The 22152-nt window shown below is 67.7% G+C and carries 18 protein-coding genes; 15 read left to right on the plus strand and 3 right to left on the minus strand.

What is annotated here, in order from left to right:
• Positions 1-33: 33 nt before the first annotated feature.
• The 8 genes from ACTOWJ_RS11230 to ACTOWJ_RS11265 all read left to right on the plus strand — a co-directional run bounded on the left by ACTOWJ_RS11230 (position 34) and on the right by ACTOWJ_RS11265 (position 11451).
• Positions 34-2157 carry a peptidase domain-containing ABC transporter gene (locus ACTOWJ_RS11230; protein WP_441334692.1) on the plus strand — a complete coding sequence of 708 codons (2124 nt, stop codon included), beginning with the start codon at positions 34-36 and terminating at the stop codon, positions 2155-2157.
• Positions 2135-3370, plus strand: coding sequence for an efflux RND transporter periplasmic adaptor subunit (locus ACTOWJ_RS11235; protein WP_441334693.1), 1236 nt, complete (start codon positions 2135-2137; stop codon positions 3368-3370). The genes ACTOWJ_RS11230 and ACTOWJ_RS11235 overlap by 23 nt, the downstream gene beginning before the upstream one ends.
• Positions 3357-4046 carry an ABC transporter ATP-binding protein gene (locus ACTOWJ_RS11240; protein WP_441334694.1) on the plus strand — a complete coding sequence of 230 codons (690 nt, stop codon included), beginning with the start codon at positions 3357-3359 and terminating at the stop codon, positions 4044-4046. The genes ACTOWJ_RS11235 and ACTOWJ_RS11240 overlap by 14 nt, the downstream gene beginning before the upstream one ends.
• Before the next feature lie 14 nt (positions 4047-4060).
• Complete coding sequence (locus tag ACTOWJ_RS11245) at positions 4061-5263, plus strand: ABC transporter permease (protein WP_441334695.1); 1203 nt, start codon at positions 4061-4063, stop codon at positions 5261-5263.
• Positions 5260-6564, plus strand: a complete 1305-nt coding sequence (locus ACTOWJ_RS11250; protein WP_441334696.1) for an ABC transporter permease — start codon at positions 5260-5262, stop codon at positions 6562-6564. The genes ACTOWJ_RS11245 and ACTOWJ_RS11250 overlap by 4 nt, the downstream gene beginning before the upstream one ends.
• Positions 6565-6587: 23 nt before the next feature.
• Positions 6588-7217, plus strand: coding sequence for a DsbA family protein (locus tag ACTOWJ_RS11255; protein ID WP_441334697.1), 630 nt, complete (start codon positions 6588-6590; stop codon positions 7215-7217).
• Between the two features lies 1 nt (position 7218).
• Positions 7219-9996 (plus strand): type 2 lanthipeptide synthetase LanM, encoded by a 2778-nt coding sequence (gene lanM, locus ACTOWJ_RS11260; RefSeq protein ID WP_441334698.1) that lies wholly within the window; start codon positions 7219-7221, stop codon positions 9994-9996.
• 81 nt (positions 9997-10077) lie between these two features.
• Entirely contained in the window at positions 10078-11451 is a 1374-nt protein-coding gene (locus ACTOWJ_RS11265) for an aspartate aminotransferase family protein (RefSeq protein WP_441334699.1), read from the plus strand.
• Positions 11452-11490: 39 nt separating this feature from the next.
• On the opposite strand, the gene ACTOWJ_RS11270 is transcribed toward ACTOWJ_RS11265, so the two are convergent.
• Positions 11491-12798 (minus strand): iron-containing redox enzyme family protein, encoded by a 1308-nt coding sequence (locus ACTOWJ_RS11270; RefSeq protein ID WP_441334700.1) that lies wholly within the window; start codon positions 12796-12798, stop codon positions 11491-11493.
• 991 nt (positions 12799-13789) lie between these two features.
• Between ACTOWJ_RS11270 and ACTOWJ_RS11275 the strand changes: the two genes are divergently transcribed.
• Entirely contained in the window at positions 13790-14302 is a 513-nt protein-coding gene (locus tag ACTOWJ_RS11275) for a hypothetical protein (RefSeq protein ID WP_441334701.1), read from the plus strand.
• 13 nt (positions 14303-14315) lie between these two features.
• Positions 14316-15698, plus strand: coding sequence for an XVIPCD domain-containing protein (locus ACTOWJ_RS11280; protein WP_441334702.1), 1383 nt, complete (start codon positions 14316-14318; stop codon positions 15696-15698).
• Positions 15699-15722: 24 nt separating this feature from the next.
• Here ACTOWJ_RS11280 and ACTOWJ_RS11285 read toward each other — a convergent pair whose 3' ends face one another.
• Positions 15723-16508, minus strand: a complete 786-nt coding sequence (locus ACTOWJ_RS11285) for a LytR/AlgR family response regulator transcription factor (protein WP_441334703.1) — start codon at positions 16506-16508, stop codon at positions 15723-15725.
• 10 nt (positions 16509-16518) lie between these two features.
• Entirely contained in the window at positions 16519-17652 is a 1134-nt protein-coding gene (locus ACTOWJ_RS11290; protein WP_441334704.1) for a sensor histidine kinase, read from the minus strand.
• Between the two features lie 231 nt (positions 17653-17883).
• On the opposite strand from ACTOWJ_RS11290, the gene ACTOWJ_RS11295 reads away from it, so the two are divergent.
• The 5 genes from ACTOWJ_RS11295 (at position 17884) to ACTOWJ_RS11315 (ending at position 22128) form a co-directional block, all read left to right on the plus strand.
• On the plus strand, positions 17884-18207 hold the full coding sequence (locus ACTOWJ_RS11295) for a hypothetical protein (protein WP_441334705.1): 324 nt from the start codon (positions 17884-17886) through the stop codon (positions 18205-18207).
• 129 nt (positions 18208-18336) lie between these two features.
• Positions 18337-19047 (plus strand): hypothetical protein, encoded by a 711-nt coding sequence (locus tag ACTOWJ_RS11300; RefSeq protein WP_441334706.1) that lies wholly within the window; start codon positions 18337-18339, stop codon positions 19045-19047.
• A gap of 173 nt (positions 19048-19220) precedes the next feature.
• A complete protein-coding gene (locus ACTOWJ_RS11305) occupies positions 19221-19982 on the plus strand; it encodes a cysteine hydrolase family protein (protein WP_441334707.1) in 762 nt (253 codons plus the stop codon).
• Between the two features lie 70 nt (positions 19983-20052).
• Positions 20053-20946 (plus strand): LysR family transcriptional regulator, encoded by an 894-nt coding sequence (locus tag ACTOWJ_RS11310; protein ID WP_441334708.1) that lies wholly within the window; start codon positions 20053-20055, stop codon positions 20944-20946.
• A 6-nt stretch (positions 20947-20952) separates the two neighbouring features.
• Positions 20953-22128: a hypothetical protein gene (locus tag ACTOWJ_RS11315; RefSeq protein WP_441334709.1), complete on the plus strand. Its 1176-nt coding sequence runs from the start codon at positions 20953-20955 to the stop codon at positions 22126-22128.
• Positions 22129-22152: the final 24 nt, after the last annotated feature.

The raw sequence follows: 22152 nt of genomic DNA on the forward strand, positions 1-22152 counted from the left end.
CGCCCTCGCGGGCGCCTTGTCTGGACACAGCGCGTGAACAATCCATCGCGGCGCAAGCCTGCGAAAACCAAGTTCGTCAGTCAGACCTCGGCCGCCGACTGCGGTCACGCCTGCATCTCGATGTTGTTGTCGGGATTGGGGTTGCGCATGCCGATGCTGGCGTTGGCCGCGCGCTACCCGGTCAGCCAGCGCGGCATGTCGGCCAAGGAAATGCTCGACGTGCTGCGCATGTGCGGGGTCAAGCCGCGCGCCTTGCGCGCCAGCGACGGCAGCGTCGAAGCGCTGCGGCATGTGGCGTTGCCGGTGATCGTGCACCTGCGCCGCGAGCACTTCGTGGTGATCAGCGGCATCGACGACGCTGGCGTCACGGTGCTGGATCCGGCCGCGGGCGAGAGCCGGGTGCCGCACGCGCAGTTCCAGGAACTGTGGAGCGGCGTGTTCATCGGCGCCGAACGCGATCCGGCCAAGCCGGCCGGCACGCCGGCTTCGCCGCTGGGGCAACTGTTCAAGGAATTTCTCGGCGAACACTGGCCGCTGTGGCTGTTCCTGCTCAGCGTGATCGCGCTGACGGTGGCCACCACCATCTCTTTCCCGTGGCTGCTGAGCCGCGCGGTGACGTTTCTGGCCTACGGCGGGCAGGGCAGCGCGACCGGTCTGGGCGTGGGCCTGTTGGTGCTGTCGTTGGCGTTCGTGGTCGCGCACTGGATGCGCGCGCGGGTCTCGCTGATGATCCAGTTGAAGCTGGATCGATCGCTCATCACCCGTTTCGTCGACCGCTTGCTGCGTTTGCCGCTGCGGATCTTCTCGTTGCTGCCGGCCGGCGATCTGATCGCGCGGGTCAACTCGGTCTCGGGCGTGCGCGACTTCCTGTCCGCGCGCATCACCGGCCTGATCCTGGATTCGGGCGTGTTGATCGCCACCCTGGCGGTGCTGGCGTTCCAGAGCGCGCCGGTGGCCTTGCTGTTCCTGGCGCTGACCACGCTGTCGACCGCAGTGCTGGTGGCCTGCTGGAAGCGCCTGCTGCGCCTGACCGGCGGCGAGGTGCTGGCCTATTCGGGCTACTACAGCACGCTGGCCGAAACCCTGACCATGGCGGTGGACGTCAAGGTCAACCGCAAGGAAGGCGTATTCGCCGACCGGCTGATGCAGCGCTTCGGCGAACACCAGCATTGGCTGGAGGCGCGCGGCAAGCTCAACGCGGTGTTCGAGGCCTTGTACGCGTACCAGGACAAAGTGGTGCCGATCGCCGCGCTGCTGCTGTTGTTCGTGGCGTTCCCGTCGATCGACCTGTCGGATCAGACCGCGTTCTATTGCTACTTCCTGCTCGGCTGGACCGGCCCGTCGGTGCGCGCGATCCAGATGTTCTTCATGCAGTTGGTGGTGGTGCGCATCAACGCCGACCGGATCGAATCGATCCAGGGCCTGATGAGCCTGGACGAGGCGACGCCGGCCGAGGACGCGCAGGCGCCGGTGTGGACCGAGCCCACCCAGGTCGCCGTGCGCGGCCTGGGCTTCTCCTACCTGGGCACCGGCAAGCCGGTGCTGGACCAGGTGAGCGTGGCCTTCGACGATCGCGCCTTGAACGTGATCGTCGGTCCGTCGGGCTGCGGCAAGAGCACCTTGTTGAAACTGATCGGCGGCCTGTTGCTGCCCGACAGCGGCAGCGTGCAGGTGCGGATCCACGGCGAACGCGCGGCCGCGCCCGGCGCCGCCGCGGTGGCGTATCTCAATCAGCATCCGGCGTTGTTCGCCGGCAGCGTCGCGCAGAACATCGCCATGTTCGACCCGCAACCGGATGTGGAGCGGATCGAACGCTGCGCGCGCGCGGCCTGCATCCACGAGGAGATCGTCGACTGGCCGCTGGCGTACGAGACCCAGGTGGTCGCGGTCGGCCAGAGCCTGTCGTCGGGCCAATGCCAGCGCATCGCCCTGGCGCGGCTGTTGTACAGCCATGCGCCGATCATGCTGCTCGACGAGTTCACCAGCGACATCGATACGGCCACCGAGGGCGCGATCCTGCGCCATCTGCGGGTGTGGCCGGGCATGAAGATCATCGTCACTCACCGCACCCAATGGATCCAGCCGGGCGATCGCGTGCACGAGCTGGGCCGGACGGTGGAAGGAGAGCAGCGCCATGAACACCCCGTCTACGCTTGATTCGCGCCCGCCTGCGCGGCCGCGCCGCTGGGTGTGGGCCGCCGGCGCGGTATCGGCCGTCGTGCTGGTGCTGGGCCTGCTGATGGCGCGCAACACCGTGGCCTCGGTGGCGCCGGTGGCGGTGGTCAATCCGCGCCTGGATCCGCTGACCACGACGATCTTCGCCGACGGCACCTTGTCCTATCGCAACGAATTGGCGATGACCTCCGAAGTGCTCGGCGCGGTCGAAGAGATCTACGTGCGCCAGGGCGATGAGGTCAAGCGCGGGCAGCCGCTGATGAAGCTGCGTTCGCAGCAGTACGAAGCGCAGATGGCCCAGCGCATCGCCGGGCGCGACGGCGAGATCGCCTCTTTGGAGGTCCGGCGCGCCAGCCGCGAACTCGCCGCGTCCAAGCTGCGCCGCTTCACCGAACTGCGCAAGCAACAACTGGTCAGCCAGGAAGGTCTGGACGAAGCCCAGGCCGCGTATCGCCAAGCCGATGCGGAATACCGCGAAGGCACCGCGCGCATCCAGAACCAGCGCGCACTGGTGGACGAGGTGCAGGACAGTCTGCACAAGTCGCTGCTGCGCTCGCCGATCGACGGCACCGTGCTGTCGGTCGACGTATCGCCCGGCGAAACCGCGGTGCCCAGTGCGCTCAGTTTCAGCGGTTCGACCGTGGCGCGCATCGCCGACACCGGCGTGTTGGTGGCGACCGCCAAGCTGGGCGAGTACGACGTGTGGAAGATCCGTCCCGGCGCGCCCGCCAACGTGGTGGTGCCGGCGTTCGACGAGACGCCGTTGCCAGGCACGGTGCGTTCGGTGTCGATGGCGCCCACGCGTCCGGCCAGCGGCACCGGCGCGCCGGCGGCGGGCGCGGCCAATTACGAGGTGCTGATCGAAATCCGCAACACCCGCCGCGCCAGTCTGCGTACCGGCATGACCTGCCGGGTCGAATTCCCCAGCCGCAAGGCCGCGCCGGTGCTGACCGTGCCGATCGCCGCGTTGCGCGAAGACGCCGGCGCCGCGGCCGGCGGCGCCCGCGGCGCGGTGTTGGTGGTGAGCGACGGCATCGCCAGTCTGCGCGAAGTGCAGTTGGGCGACGCCAACGACACCCATCAGGAAATCCGCAAAGGCTTGAGTACGCAGGATCTGATCGTGGTGCCCGCGCCGGGCCAGCCGGCGCCGGAACCGGGCACGCGGGTGCGGGTGGTGTCGTATGAACGCGGTTGAGCTGAGCGGCGTCCACAAGAGTTACCGGCTCGGCGCGACCGAAGTGGCGGTGTTGCGCGGGGTGGACCTGCATGTGGCGCGGCACGAATGCGTGGCGGTGATGGGCGCATCGGGTTCGGGCAAATCGACCTTGCTCAATCTGATCGGCTTTCTCGACACGCCCGATGCCGGCGAAATCCGCATCCACGGCCAGCCGGTGCAACGCCAGGACGATGCCGCGTTGTCGGGCTTTCGCAACCGCACCATCGGCTTCGTGTTCCAGAGTTTCCATCTGCTGGGCAATTGCTCGGCGCTGGAGAACGTGATGCTGCCGCTGCGCTACCGCGGCCAGCCGCGCGCCGCTGCGCGTACGCGCGCGCAGGACGCGCTGGCCGAGGTCGGCATGAGCCATCGCGCCGCGCACCGGCCCGACGAGATGTCCGGCGGTGAGCGCCAGCGCGTGGCGATCGCGCGCGCCATCGTCGGCGAGCCCGACATCGTCCTGGCCGACGAGCCGACCGGCAATCTGGATTCGAAGACCTCCGATGAAGTGCTCGACGTGTTCGCGCGCATCCACGCCCACGGCCGCACCCTGATCGTGGTGACCCACGCGCCGCACGTCGCCGAACGTTGCCAGCGCACCATCCGCATGTCCGACGGCCGGGTGGTCGAATCGGCCGCGCACGCGGCGGCTTGAGCGGAACCACGCGCATGCGCCGTTGGCTGGTCAGTCTGTCCGACGCCGCGCGCTCGCTGGCGCGCAGTCCGCGCGCGAGCCTGCTGTGCGCCAGCGCGATCGTACTGGCGGTGATGGCCTATTCCACCGTCGCCAGCATCGCCGAGGGCATGGCGCAGGTGCTCGGCCGGCGTTTCGAAACCTTGGGCCAGGACACCCTGGTGATCCGCGGCCAATCCAGCGTCGCTGGCGGTTTCGTGCCCGGCCTGGGCGACTTGAGCGATCTGCAGCGGCGGCCGCAGTGGATCGCGCGCGCCGCACTGGTGCAGGAGTTGTCGGGCGCGGCGACGTTGCTGGAAGGGCCGGGCACGCGTCAGGTGGCGCAGGTGCTGGCGGTCAGTGAGGACTATTTTTCCATCGACCGGGTCGCGCTGGCGCAGGGCCGCCTGTTCGGCGCGCGCGCCGGTTCGGCGAAGCAATGCTTGCTCGGCGCGCGCATCGCGCAGCGGCTGTTCCCGAACCACTCGCCGCTGGGGCGCTTCGTGCGCGTGGGCGGGCAATGGTTCGCGGTCGGCGGAGTGCTGGCGGCGACCGACGAACCGGGCAAGTTCGTCTCCAACGACGATGCGGTGTTCCTGCCGCTGGCCGGCGCTGCCGCGCTGGTCCGGCCCGGCGACGACGGCGGCCGGCTGGTGGTCAAGGCCGCGCCCGGGGTCGATATCGACCGTCTGCAGACCTCGCTGCGAGCCTGGTTGCTGCGCAAGTACGGCGGCCGTTTCGACGCCGACGATTTCCGCATCGAGGCCAAACAGGCCTTGCTCGACAGCGCGCGCGCGGCGACCCAGAGCCAGGGCCGCACCGTGGCGTGGATCTCGCTGCTGGCCTCGCTGGTCGCGGCGCTGGGGGTGATGAACATGATGTTCCTGGCCGCCGACGAGCGCTCGGGCGAAATCGGTCTGCGCCGCGCGGTCGGCGCGACCCAGGCCGACATCGCGTGGTTGTTCGTCGGCGAGGCCTTGTGGCTGTGCCTGGCGTCGATTCCGCTGGGCCTGCTGCTCGGACGCGGCGCCGCGGCGGTGCTGCAGGGCGCGTTGCGCCTGGATTCGGCGCCGACCTTGAGCGCGCAAGCCTGCGTGCTGGTGACCTTGGCGACCACCGCCCTGGTGTTGGCGTTCTCGCTGGCGCCGGCCTGGCAGGCCGCGCGCAAGGATCCCAAGCAAGTGCTGCGCAGCCAATGAGCGCGACCGTGCCCGGCGAGCGCATCGATCCGGCTGCGGCGGCCTCGACGCAGGCCGCGCCGACCGCGCCGACATGGGGTTTCGCCTTTGGCGAAGCCCTGCAGGCCGCGCTGCGCCAGTTGCGCAGCTTCCCGGTGCGTACCGGCGTGGCGATGCTCAGCGTGGCGCTGGGCGTGGCCGGCATCGTCGCGGTGATGTCCCTGTCCGAAGGCCTGTCGCGCACTTTGGTGCGTTCGTTCGAGTCGATGGGCCGGCAGGTGGTGATCGTGCGCGCCGATCCGTCCTACGAGGCGTTGGTGCTCGGCACCGCCAATCGCTTGTCCGAGCAGGATCTGCGCGCGGTGAGCCGCGCGTTCGCCCAGCGCCCGGTGGCGCCGCTGCTGCGCTATGGCGCATTCAACAACGCGGTGGCGCTGGGCGCGCGCAACGGCGCCGCGGCGATCTACGGCACCACCTCGGACTACTTCAAGCTCGGCGAGGTGGCCTTGGTCGCCGGTGTATGGCCGTCGGTGCAGGATTGGCGCGGCGGCGGCGGGCGCCAATGCCTGGCCGGACGCAGTCTCGCCCGCGAATTGGGCGGCGAAGCCGCGGTGCTCGGCCGAGATCTGAGTTTGCCTGGCCGCAGTTGCCGGGTGGTCGGCGTGGTCAAGGGCGCGGGCAGCGCGTTGGGGTTCGACTTCGAACGGTTGGTGATCGCACCGCTCGGCCTGGTCCGCGCGATGGACGCCGACGGCAGCCGCAGCGATCTGGAGATTCACGCCGGTTTCGGCGGCGGCGACGACATCGACGCGGTCGCGCGCCGGCTCACCGCCGAATTGCGCAAACAGCGGCGCGGCGCGCGCGGCGAGGACGATTTCATCGTGGTCACCGCGCAACGTTTGCGCAGCTACCTCGACGGCACCCTGGCGAGCGTGCGCATCGGCCTGTTCGCGCTGATGGCGGTGGTGTTCGCGGTGGCCGCGCTCGGTATCGGCAATGTGCTGTTGTCGGGGGTCAACGCGCGCCGCCGCGAGATCGCGATCAAGCGCGCGCTCGGCGCTACCCGCGCCGGCATCTTTCTTGAGTTCCTGATGGAGGCGGCGATCCTCACCGGCCTGGGCGGCGCGCTCGGCGCGGGGCTGGGCGCGATCGCCGCGCTGAGCATCACCGCGAGCTCGCGTTATTTCGGCGAACCCACCGTTTCGTTGGCCGGTTGTCTGTACGGGCTGGCGACCGCGCTGTTGGTCGGGCTGCTGACCGGCGTGCTGCCGGCGGCGCGCGCGGCGCGCTTGGACCCGGTGGCCGGTTTGCACCATCACTGATTGCATCACTTCGAGGGCTGGACATGAAAGGACCGTGGATCTGGATAGGCGGGGCGGCGATGGTCGCGGTGCTGGCGGTGTCGCTGGGCTTCGTGCTGATGGCGGCCGGGCGCTCGGAGCCGTTGGCGACGATGCAGGTCGACGATCTGCCGATGCTGGGACCGGCGCGGGCGCCGCACGAAATCGTGTTGGTGACCGATTACGGCTGCCCGGCCTGCAAGCGCTTCCACGCCGAGATGCTGCCCGAGTTGATGGCGCGCTATGTCGACAAGGGCGACGCGCGGATCCGGGTGTTGGCGTTTCCGATCCGCGAAGGTTCCACCGAACTGGCGCATGCGGTGACGTGTCTGCAGCAGCGGCCGGGCACCGACGTGCGCGCCTTGTACGACCGCGTCTACGCCCAGGATCTGGTCGGCCTCGCCGGTCCCGAACTGGCGCGCCGCTTGGTCGACGCCGCCGGCGCGGAGGAATTGAGCGCGTGCATGGAACGCCCCGAGACCGCGCAGCAAGTCGAACGCCAGCGCTACCGCGCCATCGTCCACGGCATTTCCTCGGTTCCCACCGTGGTCATCGACCGCGCGCTGCTGAACGACCCCTGGGTGCTGGGCCACTACCAAACCGCGCTGCGCGCCGCCGCAACGGAAACCCGCTGACATGAGCAATCTGGATTTCGACCGTTACTACATCGCCGCGATCTGCCGCGCCGAAGCCGAGGCCTTGCGCGGCCGGATCGCCGCCGCCATCGACGCGAGCGCGGCGCCGCCGGCGTACCGCGCGGCGATCGCCGACGGCGCCGGCGAGTATCTGATGCAACGCCTGTGCTGGATGTTCCAGAAGGTGTTCGTGTTCGAACTCAACCGTTATGCCGCCGCGATCCAGACCGCCGGCGCCGAGCCCGGCGCGGGCCCGCACGCGGCGACCGCGGTCGGCGATCCGGTGTTCGTGGCGTTCATCGCGGAAGTCGGCGCGGGCGAACGCGCGCGCGATCTGCGCGAGCGCTACGCCCCGCTGTACGCGCGCGCGGAGCTTTTTTGTTCGGGCTTCGTCGGCTTCCTGGGCGAACATCTGGCGCATCTGGCCGCCGATGCGGCGGCACTGACCGCGCTGGACCTGCGCGACGACGATGCGCCGCTGCGGGTCGAGTTCGGCCAGGGCGACCCGCATCGCGGAGCGTGCGCGACGATCCGCTACCGCTTCGAACACATCGATCTGTACTACAAGCCGCGCGGCCTGGGATTGGACCTGCTGTTCGCGCATCTGCAGCATCTGGCCGATCCGGCGATCGCGGTGTTGCGCTCGATCGACCGCGGCGATTACGGCTGGCAACTCGGCGTGCGCGGCGGCGGCGCCGCGGGCGTCGAGGCGGCGGCGCGCTTCTATCGCGATCTGGGCGTATGCACGGCGGTGGCGCACCTGCTGTGCGGCTCGGACATCCACTTCGAGAACATCGTCACCGACGCCCACGGCCGGCCGTTCTTCGTCGACGTGGAAGCCTTGTTCACCAACACCGCGCGGATCGAACGACAGGCGCCGTCGCCGATCGCGATCATGGCCGCCGAACGCGAGCTCGACCGGCGCCTGGGCGAATCGGTGTTGAGCGTCGGCGTGGTCTCATTGCGGCGCACCCGCGAAGGCGTGTTCTCCGGCGCGGCCCAGGGCGACCGCGTCGCCGCGCCGGTGTCGCGCGAAGTCGCGGTGGACGCCAAGACCGCGAGCATGCGGCTGTCGCGGGTGCAAGAAGCGATCGCCATCGACAGCCCGGTGCCGCGGGTGGACGGCGAACCGGCCGCGTTCGCCGAACATTTCCAGGGATTCAGCGACGGCTACCGCGGCGCGGCCGCGGCGTTGGCCGCGCAGGCCGAGCAGATCGAAGTCTGGCTGCACGCCGCGGCCGGTCTGCGCTCGCGCCAGATCCTGCGCCACACTTATCTGTATGGCCTGTTCCTGGCCGAAACCACGCATCCGGCCTTGGCCGCGCCGGCGGCGACCGATGCCTTGCTGCTCAAGCTGCGCCGCGAGGAAGCGGGCAAGCCGTTCCTGCGCCATCTGTACGCCAGCGAGCGCGAGCAACTGCTGCAATTCGATATTCCTTACTTCGAAGCGAGCCTGGACGGTCGCGATCTGCACAGCCCGTTCGGCACGATCGAAGGGTTCTTCGAGCGTTCGGCGCTGGAGCTGGCCTGCGAGCGCCTGCGCCGTTTCGACCAGAGCGCATGGATCGAGCGGCAACTGAACTACGTCGCGCTGTCGCTGGGCTGCCCGCGCGCGCCGGTGCTGGACGATCGCGATGTCGCGCGCGCCGCGGCCGCGGCCCTGCTCGACGATTCGGTACCCGGCGACGGCGACGACAGCGTGCTGTGGACCTACAGCCCGCCGGCCGGCACGCCGGGCGCGGAGTTCGCGATCATGCCGATGGGGCCCGACTTGTACACCGGTCTGGGCGGAATCCTCGCGTTCCTGTTGCGCCGGCCCGATGCGGCCGCCGATGAGCACCTGCGCGCGTTGACCGAGCGCTTGATCGGCACCGGCCGGCGCATCGTCGACGAACGCGGCGCGATGCTCGGCAGCGGCGCCTACTCGGGCATGGAAGGTTTGATTCTGGTCTTGGCCGACGCCGCGGCGGCGCGCGGGGACGCCGCGTTGCTGACCTCGATGGTGGACGCCTTCATCGCACGCGAACCGCAGTGGGACGGCGAGCGCCTGGACATCGTCGACGGCGCGGCCGGTATCGCCCTGGTCGCGCTGGCCTTGCATCGCCGCAGCGGGGATGCGCGCGTGTTGCCGGTGGCGCAGCGTTTGGGCGAGCGGCTGCTTGCCTCGGCGCAATCGAGCGAACACGGCCCGCAATGGCGCTTGCATGGCGTCGATCGCTGCGTCACCGGCTTCGCCCATGGCGGCAGCGGTATCGCATTCGCGCTGCTCGGGCTGGCCCAGGCGCTCGATGCGCCGCGCATGTGCGAGACCGCCTTGCTCGCCTTGCAGGCCGAAGACCGGCTGTTCGACGCTGAGGTCGGCCTGTGGCCGGACACGCGCGAAGACGTCGCCCAATATTCGCTGGGCTGGTGCAACGGCGCCGCCGGTTTCCTGCTCGCGCGCGCCGAAGCCTGGGACGATCTGCAGCCGTGGCAACGCAGCCTGGTGGCGACCGCCTTCGCGCGCAGCGTGGAATGGTTCGGCCGGCTCAAGGACGATTCGCTCTGTCACGGCACCACCGGCGTACATCTGGCCTTGGCCAAGACCGCGCGGCGCTGCGGGCTCGCGTTCGATCTGCCCGCGCCGGAACTCGCCGGACATCCGTATCGCGCCGGATGGACCCACGACGGCGGCAACCTGGGCTTGATGGTCGGCCTGTCCGGCGCGGGACTGGCGCATTTGCATGCCTGCGGCGAGCACGCAGCAGGGCAGGGATTCTGCCCGCTGACCTTGAGCTGAGGTCGGCGGCCGTTCGGCGTGGGGGCGAGGGTCGAGTAGGATTCGATCGAACTTCCCGCGACTACCATCCGGAGCGATCGCATGCGCGCGAATCCCGAGTCTTCCACCGATCCCGGCGCCGACTCGCGCTCGGCCGCCTACCGCGACGACCGCAAGCACGTCTTCCATTCCTGGTCGGCGCAGGGCGCGCTGGATCCGGTCGTCGTCGCCGGCGCGCAGGGCGCGCGCTTCTGGGACGAGAACGGACGCAGCTGGCTGGATTTTTCCAGCCAGCTGGTCAACGTCAACGTCGGTCATCAGCATCCGCGTTTGATCGAAGCGATCAAGGCGCAGGCCGACAAGCTATGCACGCTGGCGCCGTACCACGCCAACGAGGCCACCAGCGAGGCCGCGCGCTTGATCGCCCAGGTCGCACCCGGCGATCTGGACAAGGTGTTCTTCACCAACGGCGGCGCCGAAGCGGTGGAGAACGCGGTGCGCATCGCCCGCCATCACACCGGCCGCCACAAGCTGCTGGCGATGTACCGCAGCTACCACGGCGCCACCGCCGGGGCGATCGCGCTGACCGGCGATCCGCGCCGTTGGGGCGCCGAGCCGGGCGCGGCCGGGGTGGTGCACTTCTGGGGGCCGTATCCCTACCGGTCCTCGTTCCATGCGCAGACCGCGGAACAGGAATGCGAACGCGCGTTGGCGCATCTGGCCGATACCTTGATGGTCGAAGGCGCGCACACGGTGGCGGCGATCGTGCTGGAGAGCGTGGTCGGCGGCAACGGCATCCTGGTGCCGCCCGAAGGTTATCTGCAGGGCGTGCGCGAGCTGTGCGATCGCTACGGCATCGTCATGATCGCCGACGAGGTGATGTCCGGCTTCGGTCGCTGCGGCGAATGGTTCGCGATCGACCGTTGGCGGGTGACGCCGGACCTGATCACCTTCGCCAAGGGCGTGAACTGCGGATACGTGCCCCTGGGCGGAGTGATCATCAGCGAACGCATCGCCGCGAGTTTCAATGAGCGCGTGTTTCCCGGCGGACTGACCTATTCCGGCCATCCGCTGGCGTGCGCGGCGGCGGTGGCCTGCATCGGGCTGTATCACGAGGAAGGCCTGATCGAGCGCGCGCGCGGGCTCGGGGAACGGATCATCGGCCCGGCGCTGCGCGAGCTGCAGCAACGCCACGCCTGTATCGGCGAGGTGCGCGGCCTGGGCGCGTTCTGGGCGCTGGAATTGGTGCGCGACCGCGACAGCCGCGAGCCGCTGGTGCCCTACAACGCCAGCGGCGCGGCCAACGCGCCGATGGCCGAGTTCGCCGCCGCGTGCAAACGCCTGGGCCTGTGGCCGTTCGTGAGCGCCAACCGCACCCACATCGTGCCACCGCTGACCATCGGCGAAGACGAACTGCGCGAGGGTCTGGCCATGCTCGATCAGGCGCTCGCGGTGGCCGACCGCTATTGCGGCTGACCCGCGCGCCGCGGACGGCGACGCGCGGGCCCACGCCGGTCAGGCGGTGGCGGCCTGCTGCACCAGCGTGTCCAGGCCGAAGATGTCTCGCGTGCTGTTGGAAAAAATCACCGCGAACACTTCCTGATGATTGCGGAAGGCCTTGAACTCCAGGGCGTTGCCGCTGGGATCGTTGAGGAACATGGTGGCGTGTTCGCCGGGCAGATCGCGCATGCGCACATGCGGCGGATCGATGAAGGCGGCGTCGTGGCTCTTGATCCGTTCGGCCAACTCGCTCCAATCGCGCCAGTTGAGGTTCATGCCGAAGTGCGGCACGCGCACGGTCTCGCCGTAGAAGGCCGATCCGAACGAAGCGTCGGCGCCGTCGCCGTCGCGCGGCGCCTGGTGGATCACCAGGTGATGGCCGTAGAAGTCCAGGTCGATCAGGTTCTTGGTCGAGCGGCCCTGGTGCGCGCCGAGCACCTCGCAATAGAACTGCCGCGCCTGCATCAGGTCGTGCACGCCGATGGCCAAATGGAACTGAGCGATGGTGCCGTCAGCGTCGTTCGGCGCGCCCAGCACTACCTCGCCGATCGGCGCGCGCACCGGCTCGGCGGCCTGCTCCGGACGCACCGCTTCGTCGTGGATGTTCTTCCAGAACGTCGACCACGCATTCATGCTGTCGCGGTAACCCGCGCTCAGCGCCTCGACGTGATCGCCGGGCATGCGGCCGATCTCCTCGCCGATCAGCTTGCGCAGTTTTTCGCGATGGGCGATGTCGTGCTCGCCCACGTGCAGATCCCAGAACCGCCAATCGATGCGCTCGGCGTGTTCGCGGATGTAGGGATTGCGGCGCAGATGCTCGTACAGGCGCGCCAGATAGATCTGGCACACGCATTCCCCGCCCATGCCGCGCAGGCCGATGCCGTAGGCGGCGCTGGACGACGGCGCGATCAGCCGCGCGCGGGCGCGTTCGAGCAGGGCGATGTTGTCGGCCAGGCCGATCGAATCCAGCGCCGGTTGCGCCAGTCCCAGGCTGGCCAGGAAATCGTCGTACAGCTCCGGATGGGCCTGGCGGTGATCGCCGCTGCCGAGTTCGTCGAACAGGATGTCGGCGAGAAAACTGCGCATGCGCCCGGGCTGCAGGCGCGCGATCAACAGCGCGATGTCGGCGATGTAATAGACCGTGAAGCTGCGGTACTGGGCCAACAGACCGTACAAGCGCTCGGGGCTGGCGCGCTCGACGAAGGCGAACAGATCGCCGGCGTGTTCGACGGTCTGCTCCTGCAGCTCATCGGCCAGTGTCCAGAAGCGCTCGATGTCCAAGCCAAGACCGCTGTGCTGCTGGGACGTGATTTCGATATTCATGGTGGAGGTCCGTCCTGTAGTGGCGTAGAGGTGGCGTTACGGCCGCGCAAGGGCGACGCCGTCCTGGCATCGCGGCCGCACGGCGGTTCGTCTGGATGGTGTGCGGGGCGGCCGGCGCGCTAGGGACCGTATCGGCGCGGCTGCGGGCGCTCGCCGCGCAGATGTAACAAAGCGGACAACAGCGATGCAGGAACAATATGAATGCGATGCGGCGCGCGTTTAGCGGCGGGTTGTGGCGCCTGTGCGATCAGAAGCGGCGCGGCGCAACATGCGGATCGGCGCCCTTTGCAAAAGGTGCGAGCGCCCTGTGTTCGTTCGGATGCCGGTGGTGCGGCGGGCGCGGGGGATTGGCCGGGGCTTGCGAGGAGTCGCGGGTAAAAGCTAATCCCCTGAGCCCTTTCAAAGGGTGGAATGGTTACGCGGGGAATGGGAACAACGTCGGATTGTTGAGGGTGTAGCGCCGCGCGATAAATCGCCGCCCTCCGGCGCGATGTTTCCCTGATGGCGAGAATGCGTGGGCCGCAAGGAACTGCATCAGATGGAAGTCCCGCGCCACGGTGGGAAGCCCTAGCAAACGCCGGTCTCCCCTCGGGCGCTGCGTCAGCTCAGTGACGAAGGTGTGCAGGACCACAACGGATCCAGCGTGGCGGCACCAACTTGTCACTTGAGCACCTCCATAAGACCCTCGTCACCCTCTCACCCTCCACGTCAGCGATTCTTGACCGTCGCCCTAGGCTCTTTCAGGATGGGTACGCAGGTGTTCGAGACGGCTAAAGCATGGCTTCAGCTTCCACTTGCACCGGCAGGCCTATCGTAGGCGGGCCGCGCAGCGGCAGATCGGACGCCCACGGAACATCCAAGGAGAAGGCTCATTCCCGCACTCAACTTCGAACATTGGACGACCAGGCTCCCAGCATTGGGCTGCCTGCTCGCCGCGTGCGCTTGCACCACCACGGCCGCAGGCCCCTCATCGGTTCAGGAGAAACCCGCTATGACGGTATCGACGCCCGCCGCGGCCAACGACACGCTCGACGTGCATGAGCTCAACGAGCGCGTGCTGACGTGGATCTTGAGCGTGCGGAGCGCTCAAGACTTGACCGCGCAGAACATCGCAAAACATACCGGCCTCAAGTTCTGGTTCAACCCGGACGACTCCGATGACTTTGCCGCTACTGGGAAGCTGGTCGCACCGTGGACCTACACCGTCAAGTCGATGGTGTCCCCGACACGTACCGAATCCGCACCCTATCCGATCAGGTTCGAGATGGGTGTTTCGGGCGACAAGAACGCCGACATGACTCCGGTCTGCGTCGGCTTGGATCAGTATCGGCAGGCGTTAACCGCGGCCGGCTATGAGTCGTCTCCGCTGCCGCCTCACTCGGGCGTGGAGTATTGGTACTTCAACCGTGACAAGGTCGGGATCAGGGTTCATCTGCGCGGCAAGAAGAAGCGCTACGACGAACAGCTCTGCGTATTCAAAGTCGTCATTGGCGCGGCTCAGTAAGGGGTAAAGAAATATGTCTACAGTTCAGGAAGAACTGGCGGTCCGGCAGAAACTCGATGACCTGCTGGCCGATTTCGAACGGCGAACAACGACCGATACCGAACAGCCTGGAAAGATTTTCAGCGACTTGATCGCGGACACGCCGGGGTTAAGAGCGAGCCTTTTGCGCACCGTAGAACAAGGCGAGTTGCGCAAGTTCGACGGGGAACCCGACGCGCGGTTCAACGGGACTTTCGACCACAACACCGGCACCTTGACCATGTCGATCGGACTGCTCAACAAAGCCGATCCGAATGGGCCGGTAGAAGACCGCGTGTCGAACGCCAACGAGGTGCGTTTCGTCACCGGCCACGAAGTCGATCATGCTCTTTCCGCCGCCGTCGTTCGACAACAGGGGGAGCAGTTCAAGGAGCGGGTCGCTGCGATCGCCAACGGGCCCTCGCCACACGACTTCACCGCGGTGGTCAAGGACTACAACAATGGGCGTCGGGAGCGCGAGGCAAGCGCAGAAATCGCCGGATTCAATACGGTGGTCGCAAACGTCAAACGCCTCAATCCCAACGCGACGTTGGGAGACCTGTACAACGCCGATGGCGGCCTGTCCAACTACATCGACGAGAACCAGAAAACAGACCCTTACACTTACACCATCATCCCCGGCCTGCACATCAAGCCCGACTTGCAACTGGACGAGGACAAGAGCCTGGAGGCGATGGCGAAGGTTTTCTACGACGACAATCCCGGCTATCCGGCGCGGAACATCGATTGGGCCTTCTCGGAGATCTATCGCCAGGAAGCCCTCGCACAATCCGCCCACCCCGGCCGACCGTTTCCTGAGATCAGGATCAATGTCCAGGAACTCGGCGCGGAGATCACACTGCCGCCCGACTTCAAGGACACCAGCCCAGCGCAGCCTGGTAAGTCCACACCGCCGGTTGAGCGATCAACCACCCCCGGCCCCAATGACCCCAGTCACCCCGATCACAAGCTGTTGGAAAAGATCAGGGACAGCGTGCGGGACCTTGAGCAAGGCGTCGGCAAACCGTGGGACGACCAGAGCGAACGCCTGAGCGCGAGCGCGTTCTCAATGGCGGTCGCAAGCAAATTCGGCCCTGGCGATGACGTGAAAGTCACGCTGAACCGGCCGACCGAGCAGAACGCGGCGGGCGAACTGTTGTTCGTGTACCGGGAGGGCCGCAATGCCTCTCCCGATCCCGCCGCCAATCACGCGCATATGCCGGTGGCGCAGGCGCTTTCTGTGCCCGCCTCGGAACGTTACGAGCAGGCTATGAACATGCGCGACGTACAGGCGTTCAACCAACAGCGCGACCAGCAATTGGTGCAGGAAGCGGCGCAGCAGGGCCAGGCGCAGACCGGGCCACGGATGCAGCACTAGAACACGAGGGGCAGTCGCATCCGCTCACTCGCCGCCGTCCTCATCGCGCCGTGTGGTCGCCAGACGCAGAAAGGCCTGGTGCTGATAGCGGCTCATGCGCAGTTGCTGGCCGGTGTCCATGGTGACCACGTGGTGGCCGTTGAACCACGGATGGATGGTCTTGACCCGACGGATGTTGACGATCGCCGAGCGGTGGATGCGGGCGAAGCGGCGCGGATCCAGTCGCTCGCCGAGCCAGGCCATGGTTTCGCGCAATTCGTGCACGCGATCGGCCAGATGCACCTGCACGGTGTTGCGGCTGGCCTTGATCCAGACGATGTCGTCGACCTGGATGAAGCTGACCTGTTCGCCGCTGCGCACCGGCAGCCGGTCGAGGTAGTCCTCGCGCTGTCGCAGCGCCTCCAGCGCGCGCAGGATCCGCGCGTTGGAACCGTCGTCGCCGGACGCCGATACGCGGGTCTTGGCGCGCCGCAAGGTGTCGGCGAAGCGTTCGCGCCCGAACGGCTTGACCAGATAGTCCACCGCATTGGCCTCGAACGCGCGCACCGCGTATTGCTCGTAGGCGGTGACGAACACCGTCGCCGGCATCCGCGCCGCGCCGATCGCGGCGACCACGTCCAGGCCGGTCATCGCCGGCATCTGGATGTCGAGAAACACCAGGTCGGGCGATCGTTCGCGGATCGCGATCACCGCCGAATCGCCGTCGCCGCATTCGCCCAGCAGCTCGATCTGCGGATCGTCGCGCAGCAAGCGCACGATCGCATGGCGCGCGATCGGCTCGTCGTCCACCACCAGCGCGGTGAGTTTCATGTCGGCGCGCTCATCCGGGCAGGTGTTCGGGGTTGTCGTCGTCGGCCTCCTCGCCGGCGTCGTCGAGCACGCGGAACGGCAGCCGGATGCGGCAGGACACGCCCTCGGGCCAGATCATGTCCAGGCGCAGCTCGGCGGCCTGGCCGTAGAGCTCGCGCAGGCGCAGCCGGGTGTTGGTCAGGCCGATGCCGTGCCCGGAGGTGTCGGCCGGCGCCTGCCCGGATTCCAGCGTGCTGTTGCGATTGCGCACCTCGATGCACAGGCTGTCGCCTTCGCGCCGGCTTTCGATCTCGATGCGGTCCGCGCCCACGCGCTGGCCGATGCCGTGGCGGATCGCGTTCTCGACGATGGGCTGCAGCAGCAGACTGGGCACCGCGCAATCCAGGGTGCCGGGCGCGACGTAGATCTGGGTCGTCAACCGGTCCTTGAAGCGCTGGCCCTGGATGCCCAGGTACAGCTCGAGCAGATCCAACTCGCGCCGCAGGCTGATTTCCTGGCCGTCGTAATCCTCCAGGAACGCGCGCAACAGTTCGCTCAGGCGCAGCAGCATGTCTTCGGCCGAACGCTTGTCTTCGTCGAGCAGGGTGATGATGGCGTGCAGGGTGTTGAACAAGAAGTGCGGCTGCAACTGGGTCTTGAGCACCTGCAGCCGCGATCGCGCCAACTCGGCGGCCAGCCGGCTCGCTTCGACCATGCGCCGCGCACGTTCGGCGCGCAGGCGCAGCGAATGCTGCAGCAACACCAGCGCCCAATACGTCAGCAGTCCGGTGGCCGCGTGACGGCCGACGAACTGCAGCAACTGCTCGGCAAACGAACTGGGTTCGAACAAGGTCGACACCGCCGCGCCGATCACCAGGGCCAGCGCGGTAATGCCGATGCCGGCGAGCAGGTGTACGAACAACGCGCGCCAGCGTCCGGGCGACTGGATGGGATAGCGCGCGGCCAGCCGGAACACCCACGGCGCCAACGCGGCCCAGGTGTACCACTGGATCATCGACCAGCGCAGGTAATCGAAGATCGACCACAGCTCGGCGAAGAACGCATCGTGGACGAAGCCCTGCAGCGCGAACACCACCACCACCGCCGACCACAGGCCGAGGTAGCGCGACAGGCTGATCGGGGTATCGCCCAACTGGATGTTCATCGGCTGCCGTTCTCGCCAGGACAGCGGCATCGTAAGCGCGCCGGGCAAGCGCGCAAAGCGTTAGCGCGCGCCACTACGATTCGGCGCGGCGCTGCGACGATTCGTCCCGGATCGCTGGCGGCGGCGAGGGCGGTTTGGCTGTGATGTGCGCGAACCGGGGCGGATGCCGCCCCGTCGCCGCCCATACCGACCGGAGTCCACGCCATGCGTCCGTTGCCTGCCGCGATCGCGATGATCGCCGTTCTCTCCACGCTGCTCGCCGCCGTCCCCGGCCCCGCCCACGCCGGCGTTCGCACCCGCTATTTCGAACTGATCAATCGCGCCCACGACAGCGTGCGCTCGCTTGCGGTCGCGCCTGCCGGAGACGACCGCTTCCAGGTCAAGCCGCTGGGTGCGCCGCTCGCCGGCGGCGGCGGGTCGGCGACGATCCAGATCGCCGGCGACGGCTGTCGCTACGATTTCCAGGTGACCTTCGCCGATGGCCGCACGCTGATCTATCCGGACATCGACGTGTGCCGCTACCGCAGCCTGCGCATTCCGCCCGTGCCGCGCTGAACGCGAGAATTCGCGCCCGCGCGGATGCCGTCGCGAGCGCGCCGTACTACCATCGGCCGATGCGGCGCCGATCCGGCGCCACCGATCAGGCCCGCGTCCATGTGCATCTTCTCCCGACCGATCCAAAGCGTGTCCAATACCCGCATCTACGCGCGCCGACGCGGCGAGCGCCAGTACCTGGCCTATGAGATGCGCCTGGCCTCGGCGGTGGAACAGGCGATGATCCTGCCGCTGCCGGTCGCGGGCCATTCGCGGGACGGGCTCGAGTTCATCGATCTGTCTGCTTATCCGCGCCTGTTCGACGATCTGCAAGCATGCTTCCCGGTGGTGTCGCACGGCCTGGATGCGGTGCCGGCCGCGGCGGGCGCGCCCATCGCGGTGCATCGGGTCGGCGCGTACGACGCCTCCTTTGTTCCTGAGCGTGCCGCGTTCGCGCGTCTGGATCCGCGTTTCCGTCTCGACGACGGCGTCTGGGATCGGTTTCCCGCCTACGAGGGTTTCGGATTCGCGGTGTTCCAGCTGCGCGCGGGCGATGCGCGGGTCCATCCGATGGCGTTGTCGTTCCGCGCGCGCGATCCGCACGCGCTGTTCTTTCCCACCGCGCACGTGCACGACGGCCAAGTGCACGCCACCGCCGACTTCGATCATTGCCTGTACGCACAGTTCGATGCCGTGCCGCCGCAATGGAGCCACGGCGATGTCCCGCCCGGCGACGCGTTGAGCCGCGAGTTCTTGAGCACCGCGACCGCGCAGGCGATGTTCGATGCCCAGGCGCCGGTCGCACGGCGGGTGCTGATCGGCGAATGGCCGAACGAAGACGTGCGCGTTTCCGTGCACTGAGCCGCGCGCCGAGTGGGTGTCGGCCCGGTGAGTATCGGCACGCCGATTGCACAGCGTTCGGCGATCTGTGCAATGCGCGAACAAATCATGTGCTGGATCTGGCGTTGATGTCGCCGTCTGCGCGGCCCTACGCTCTGCGCCCATCGAAGACCACTTCCGAACAGGTGCACAGCATGTCCAACCTCGCGTACTTTCATGGCCTGCGATTCGACACCGGCCATCGCCTCGCCAAAACCTTTGCCTTGCCCACCGCGCTGCGCGCGCTCGCCGCGGGCGTGACCCTGGCCGTGGCCAGCATCGCCAACGCCGCCGAGCCCGTGTCGGCGCGCAGCGCGACGATCCGGGCGATGTCCGGCGCCGTGCCGCTGGCGAGCCTGGACCGCAAGAGCACGGCGTTGATCGTGATCGACTTCCAGAACGAATACTTCAGCGGAAAGATGCCCATTGCCGATGGCGAGAAAGCCATGGCCAACGCGCGGCGGCTGATCGAGTTCGCCGACAAGGAAGATCTGCCGGTGTTCCAGATCCAGCACATCGCCCCGGCCGGCTCGGCGGTCTTCGCTCTCGACGGCGATACCGTGAAGTTCCATCCCAAGATGCAGCCGCGCGCGCGCGACATCGTCGTGCAGAAGCGCAATGTCAGCGTGTTCGCCGGTACCGACATCGATCAGCAGCTCAAGGCCCGCGGCATCAAGACCGTGCTCGTCGCCGGTCTGATGACCCACGCCTGCGTCGCCGGCGCCGCGCGCGACGCCGCACCGCTGGGCTATCAGGTCGTCGTCGCGTCCGACGCCTCGGCCACGCGCGCCATCACCCGCGTCGATGGCGATACTATCGACAAGGATTCGCTGCACCGGGCCGCCTTGGCCGAGATCGAGGACACGTTCGGTGACGTGATGAAGACCGAGCAGATCACCCGCCTGCCGCTGCGCTGAGCCCCGTTTCGCCGGCGGCCGCCGACGCCAGGCACGGATGCCCCAGCCGAACCTCCCGACCGAGCCCGACATGGATCAGTTGAATGCGATGCGAATCTTCCACTGCGTCGTCGACGCGCGGAGCTTCACCTCCGCCGCGGAGCGGCTCGGCACCACTCATTCGACGGTTTCGCGGCAGCTGGCGCAGTTGGAACGCGAGCTCGGGGTGCAATTGCTCAAGCGCAACACCCGCCATTTCACCCTGACCGCGGCGGGCGAGCTGTATTACGCCGCGTGCGCGGACGTGCTCAAGCGGGTCGAAGCGGCCGGCCGCGCCATCGCCGGCGAACAGGAAAAAGTCGCCGGCCTGCTGCGCGCCAGCGTGCCCTTGGCGATCGGCACGCTGGAGCTCGCCGACTGGCTGCCCGCGTTCCAGAAACGCTATCCCGACCTGCAGTTGGATCTGTCGTGCTCGGACCAGTTCGTCGACATCGTCGCGGAAGGTTTCGACGTGGCTTTGCGGATCAGCGCGCAGCTGGCCGATACCAGCCTGATCGCCAGGACGCTGACCGTCTCGGACATCATCCTGGTCGCCTCGCCGGCCTATCTGGCGCGGCGCGGCTTGCCGCGCACGGTCAATCACCTCGCCCAGCACGATCTGATCGCGTTCTCGGGCACGCGCGGCAACGCGAAATGGACGCTGACGCCGGAGCGGGGCAAGCCGGTTCAACTGGATGTGCAGGGCCATCTGCGGGTCGACACGATCGCCGCGCTGTACGCCGCGGTGCTCGCTGGCGCCGGCATCGCCGCGCTGACCCGGCACACCGTGCAATCGGCCTTGTCCGGCGGGCAACTGGTGCATCTGATGCCCGGGCACAGCCTGGGCAAGCGGTACTACTACGCGCTGTATCCGCAGACCCAGTACGTGTCGCCCAAGGTGCGCGCCTTCGTCGACCACATGGCCGAGCACTACCGGGAGACGTGATCGTCGGTGTCCGGGCTGGCCGGCTGTGCCCGGCCCGCACGCGCCGCCGCGGGGATCGCAACACCTGAACATCGCCGGCGCGTGTTTGCGCCGGGGCCGTCACGGGGACCTGACGGCATCGTCGAATCAGCTCGATTTCGCCCGATGCGAGGACGCAGGTCCGCCGCAGGGCGGACCTTTGCTTCGCGTTCGCGAAGCCCAGCCAACCGCCGGACACACTCCAAGGATAGCCAGATGTTCTACAAGCCAGACCAGGGCATAGACGCCCACGACCTCGACATGGTAGCCCACGCGTCGGACGAGCGCGTACGGGCGAGAACGGCGGTGTACGCCGTTGATACCGCGATGAGGAAGTACTACGCGATCCTCAAGGCCGATCTGACCACCCATCTCGATCCAGTCATCGTGGTCAACAACGACAGCAAGGGCGGCGAGTACACTCTCATCCACGACGGCCTGCGCCAGACCGTGCAACCGGTATCGGACATCTTCGAACTGGTCAAATCGATCAGCCACATTCCCTTGGCGATCTTCTGCGTGATCGCGCCGTATCTGAAGGACTCCGAGACCAAGGAGTGGGTCGCGCCGATCAAGGACCTCGCGGCAACCTTGCGCAACGCGCAAAAGCATCTGGCCGCATCCGATCTGCCGGCCGAGGCCGGCGCATCGAGCGCGCGCATTCTCGATGCCGGATTGAAGTTCATCGCCCAATGCCTCGAAGACGACCGCTTCAGCATCAAGGGATTCGAGAAGTTCTCCGGCAGCGTCGCCGAGGACATCAAGACCAACATGCGCCATGCCGCCAGAGTCCAAGTCGAGGGCGTATCGGCGCTGATGAAGCGTTGGCGCAAGGAAGTCGGCGAAGCGCGCTGGCGCGATCTGTACACGGTGGTCCTGTCGATCTGGACCACCTCGGTGCGCAATCAGAACACCATCATCATCCGCGGCTTCATGAACCCGGCGAATGTGGATTCACACCTGATCGACATCCCGACCGCACAAACGCCGCACGACCCGATCGCGGTAGCGCTCGACAATCTCGCCCGGATCGTCCAGGACAACGTGGCCGCCGAGATGGTGTTCCCCAAGGATCCGATCCTGGCCGATTCGCTGAAGGGCACGGAGGATCTGCTGTCCAACGAGATCGACAAGCTCATCCAGTGCCCGCACATGAAGCCATGAGCTGAGCGACACCCGCCCCGTCGC

This window comes from Lysobacter sp. CA199 (assembly GCF_052078715.1).
GTDB lineage: Bacteria > Pseudomonadota > Gammaproteobacteria > Xanthomonadales > Xanthomonadaceae > Lysobacter.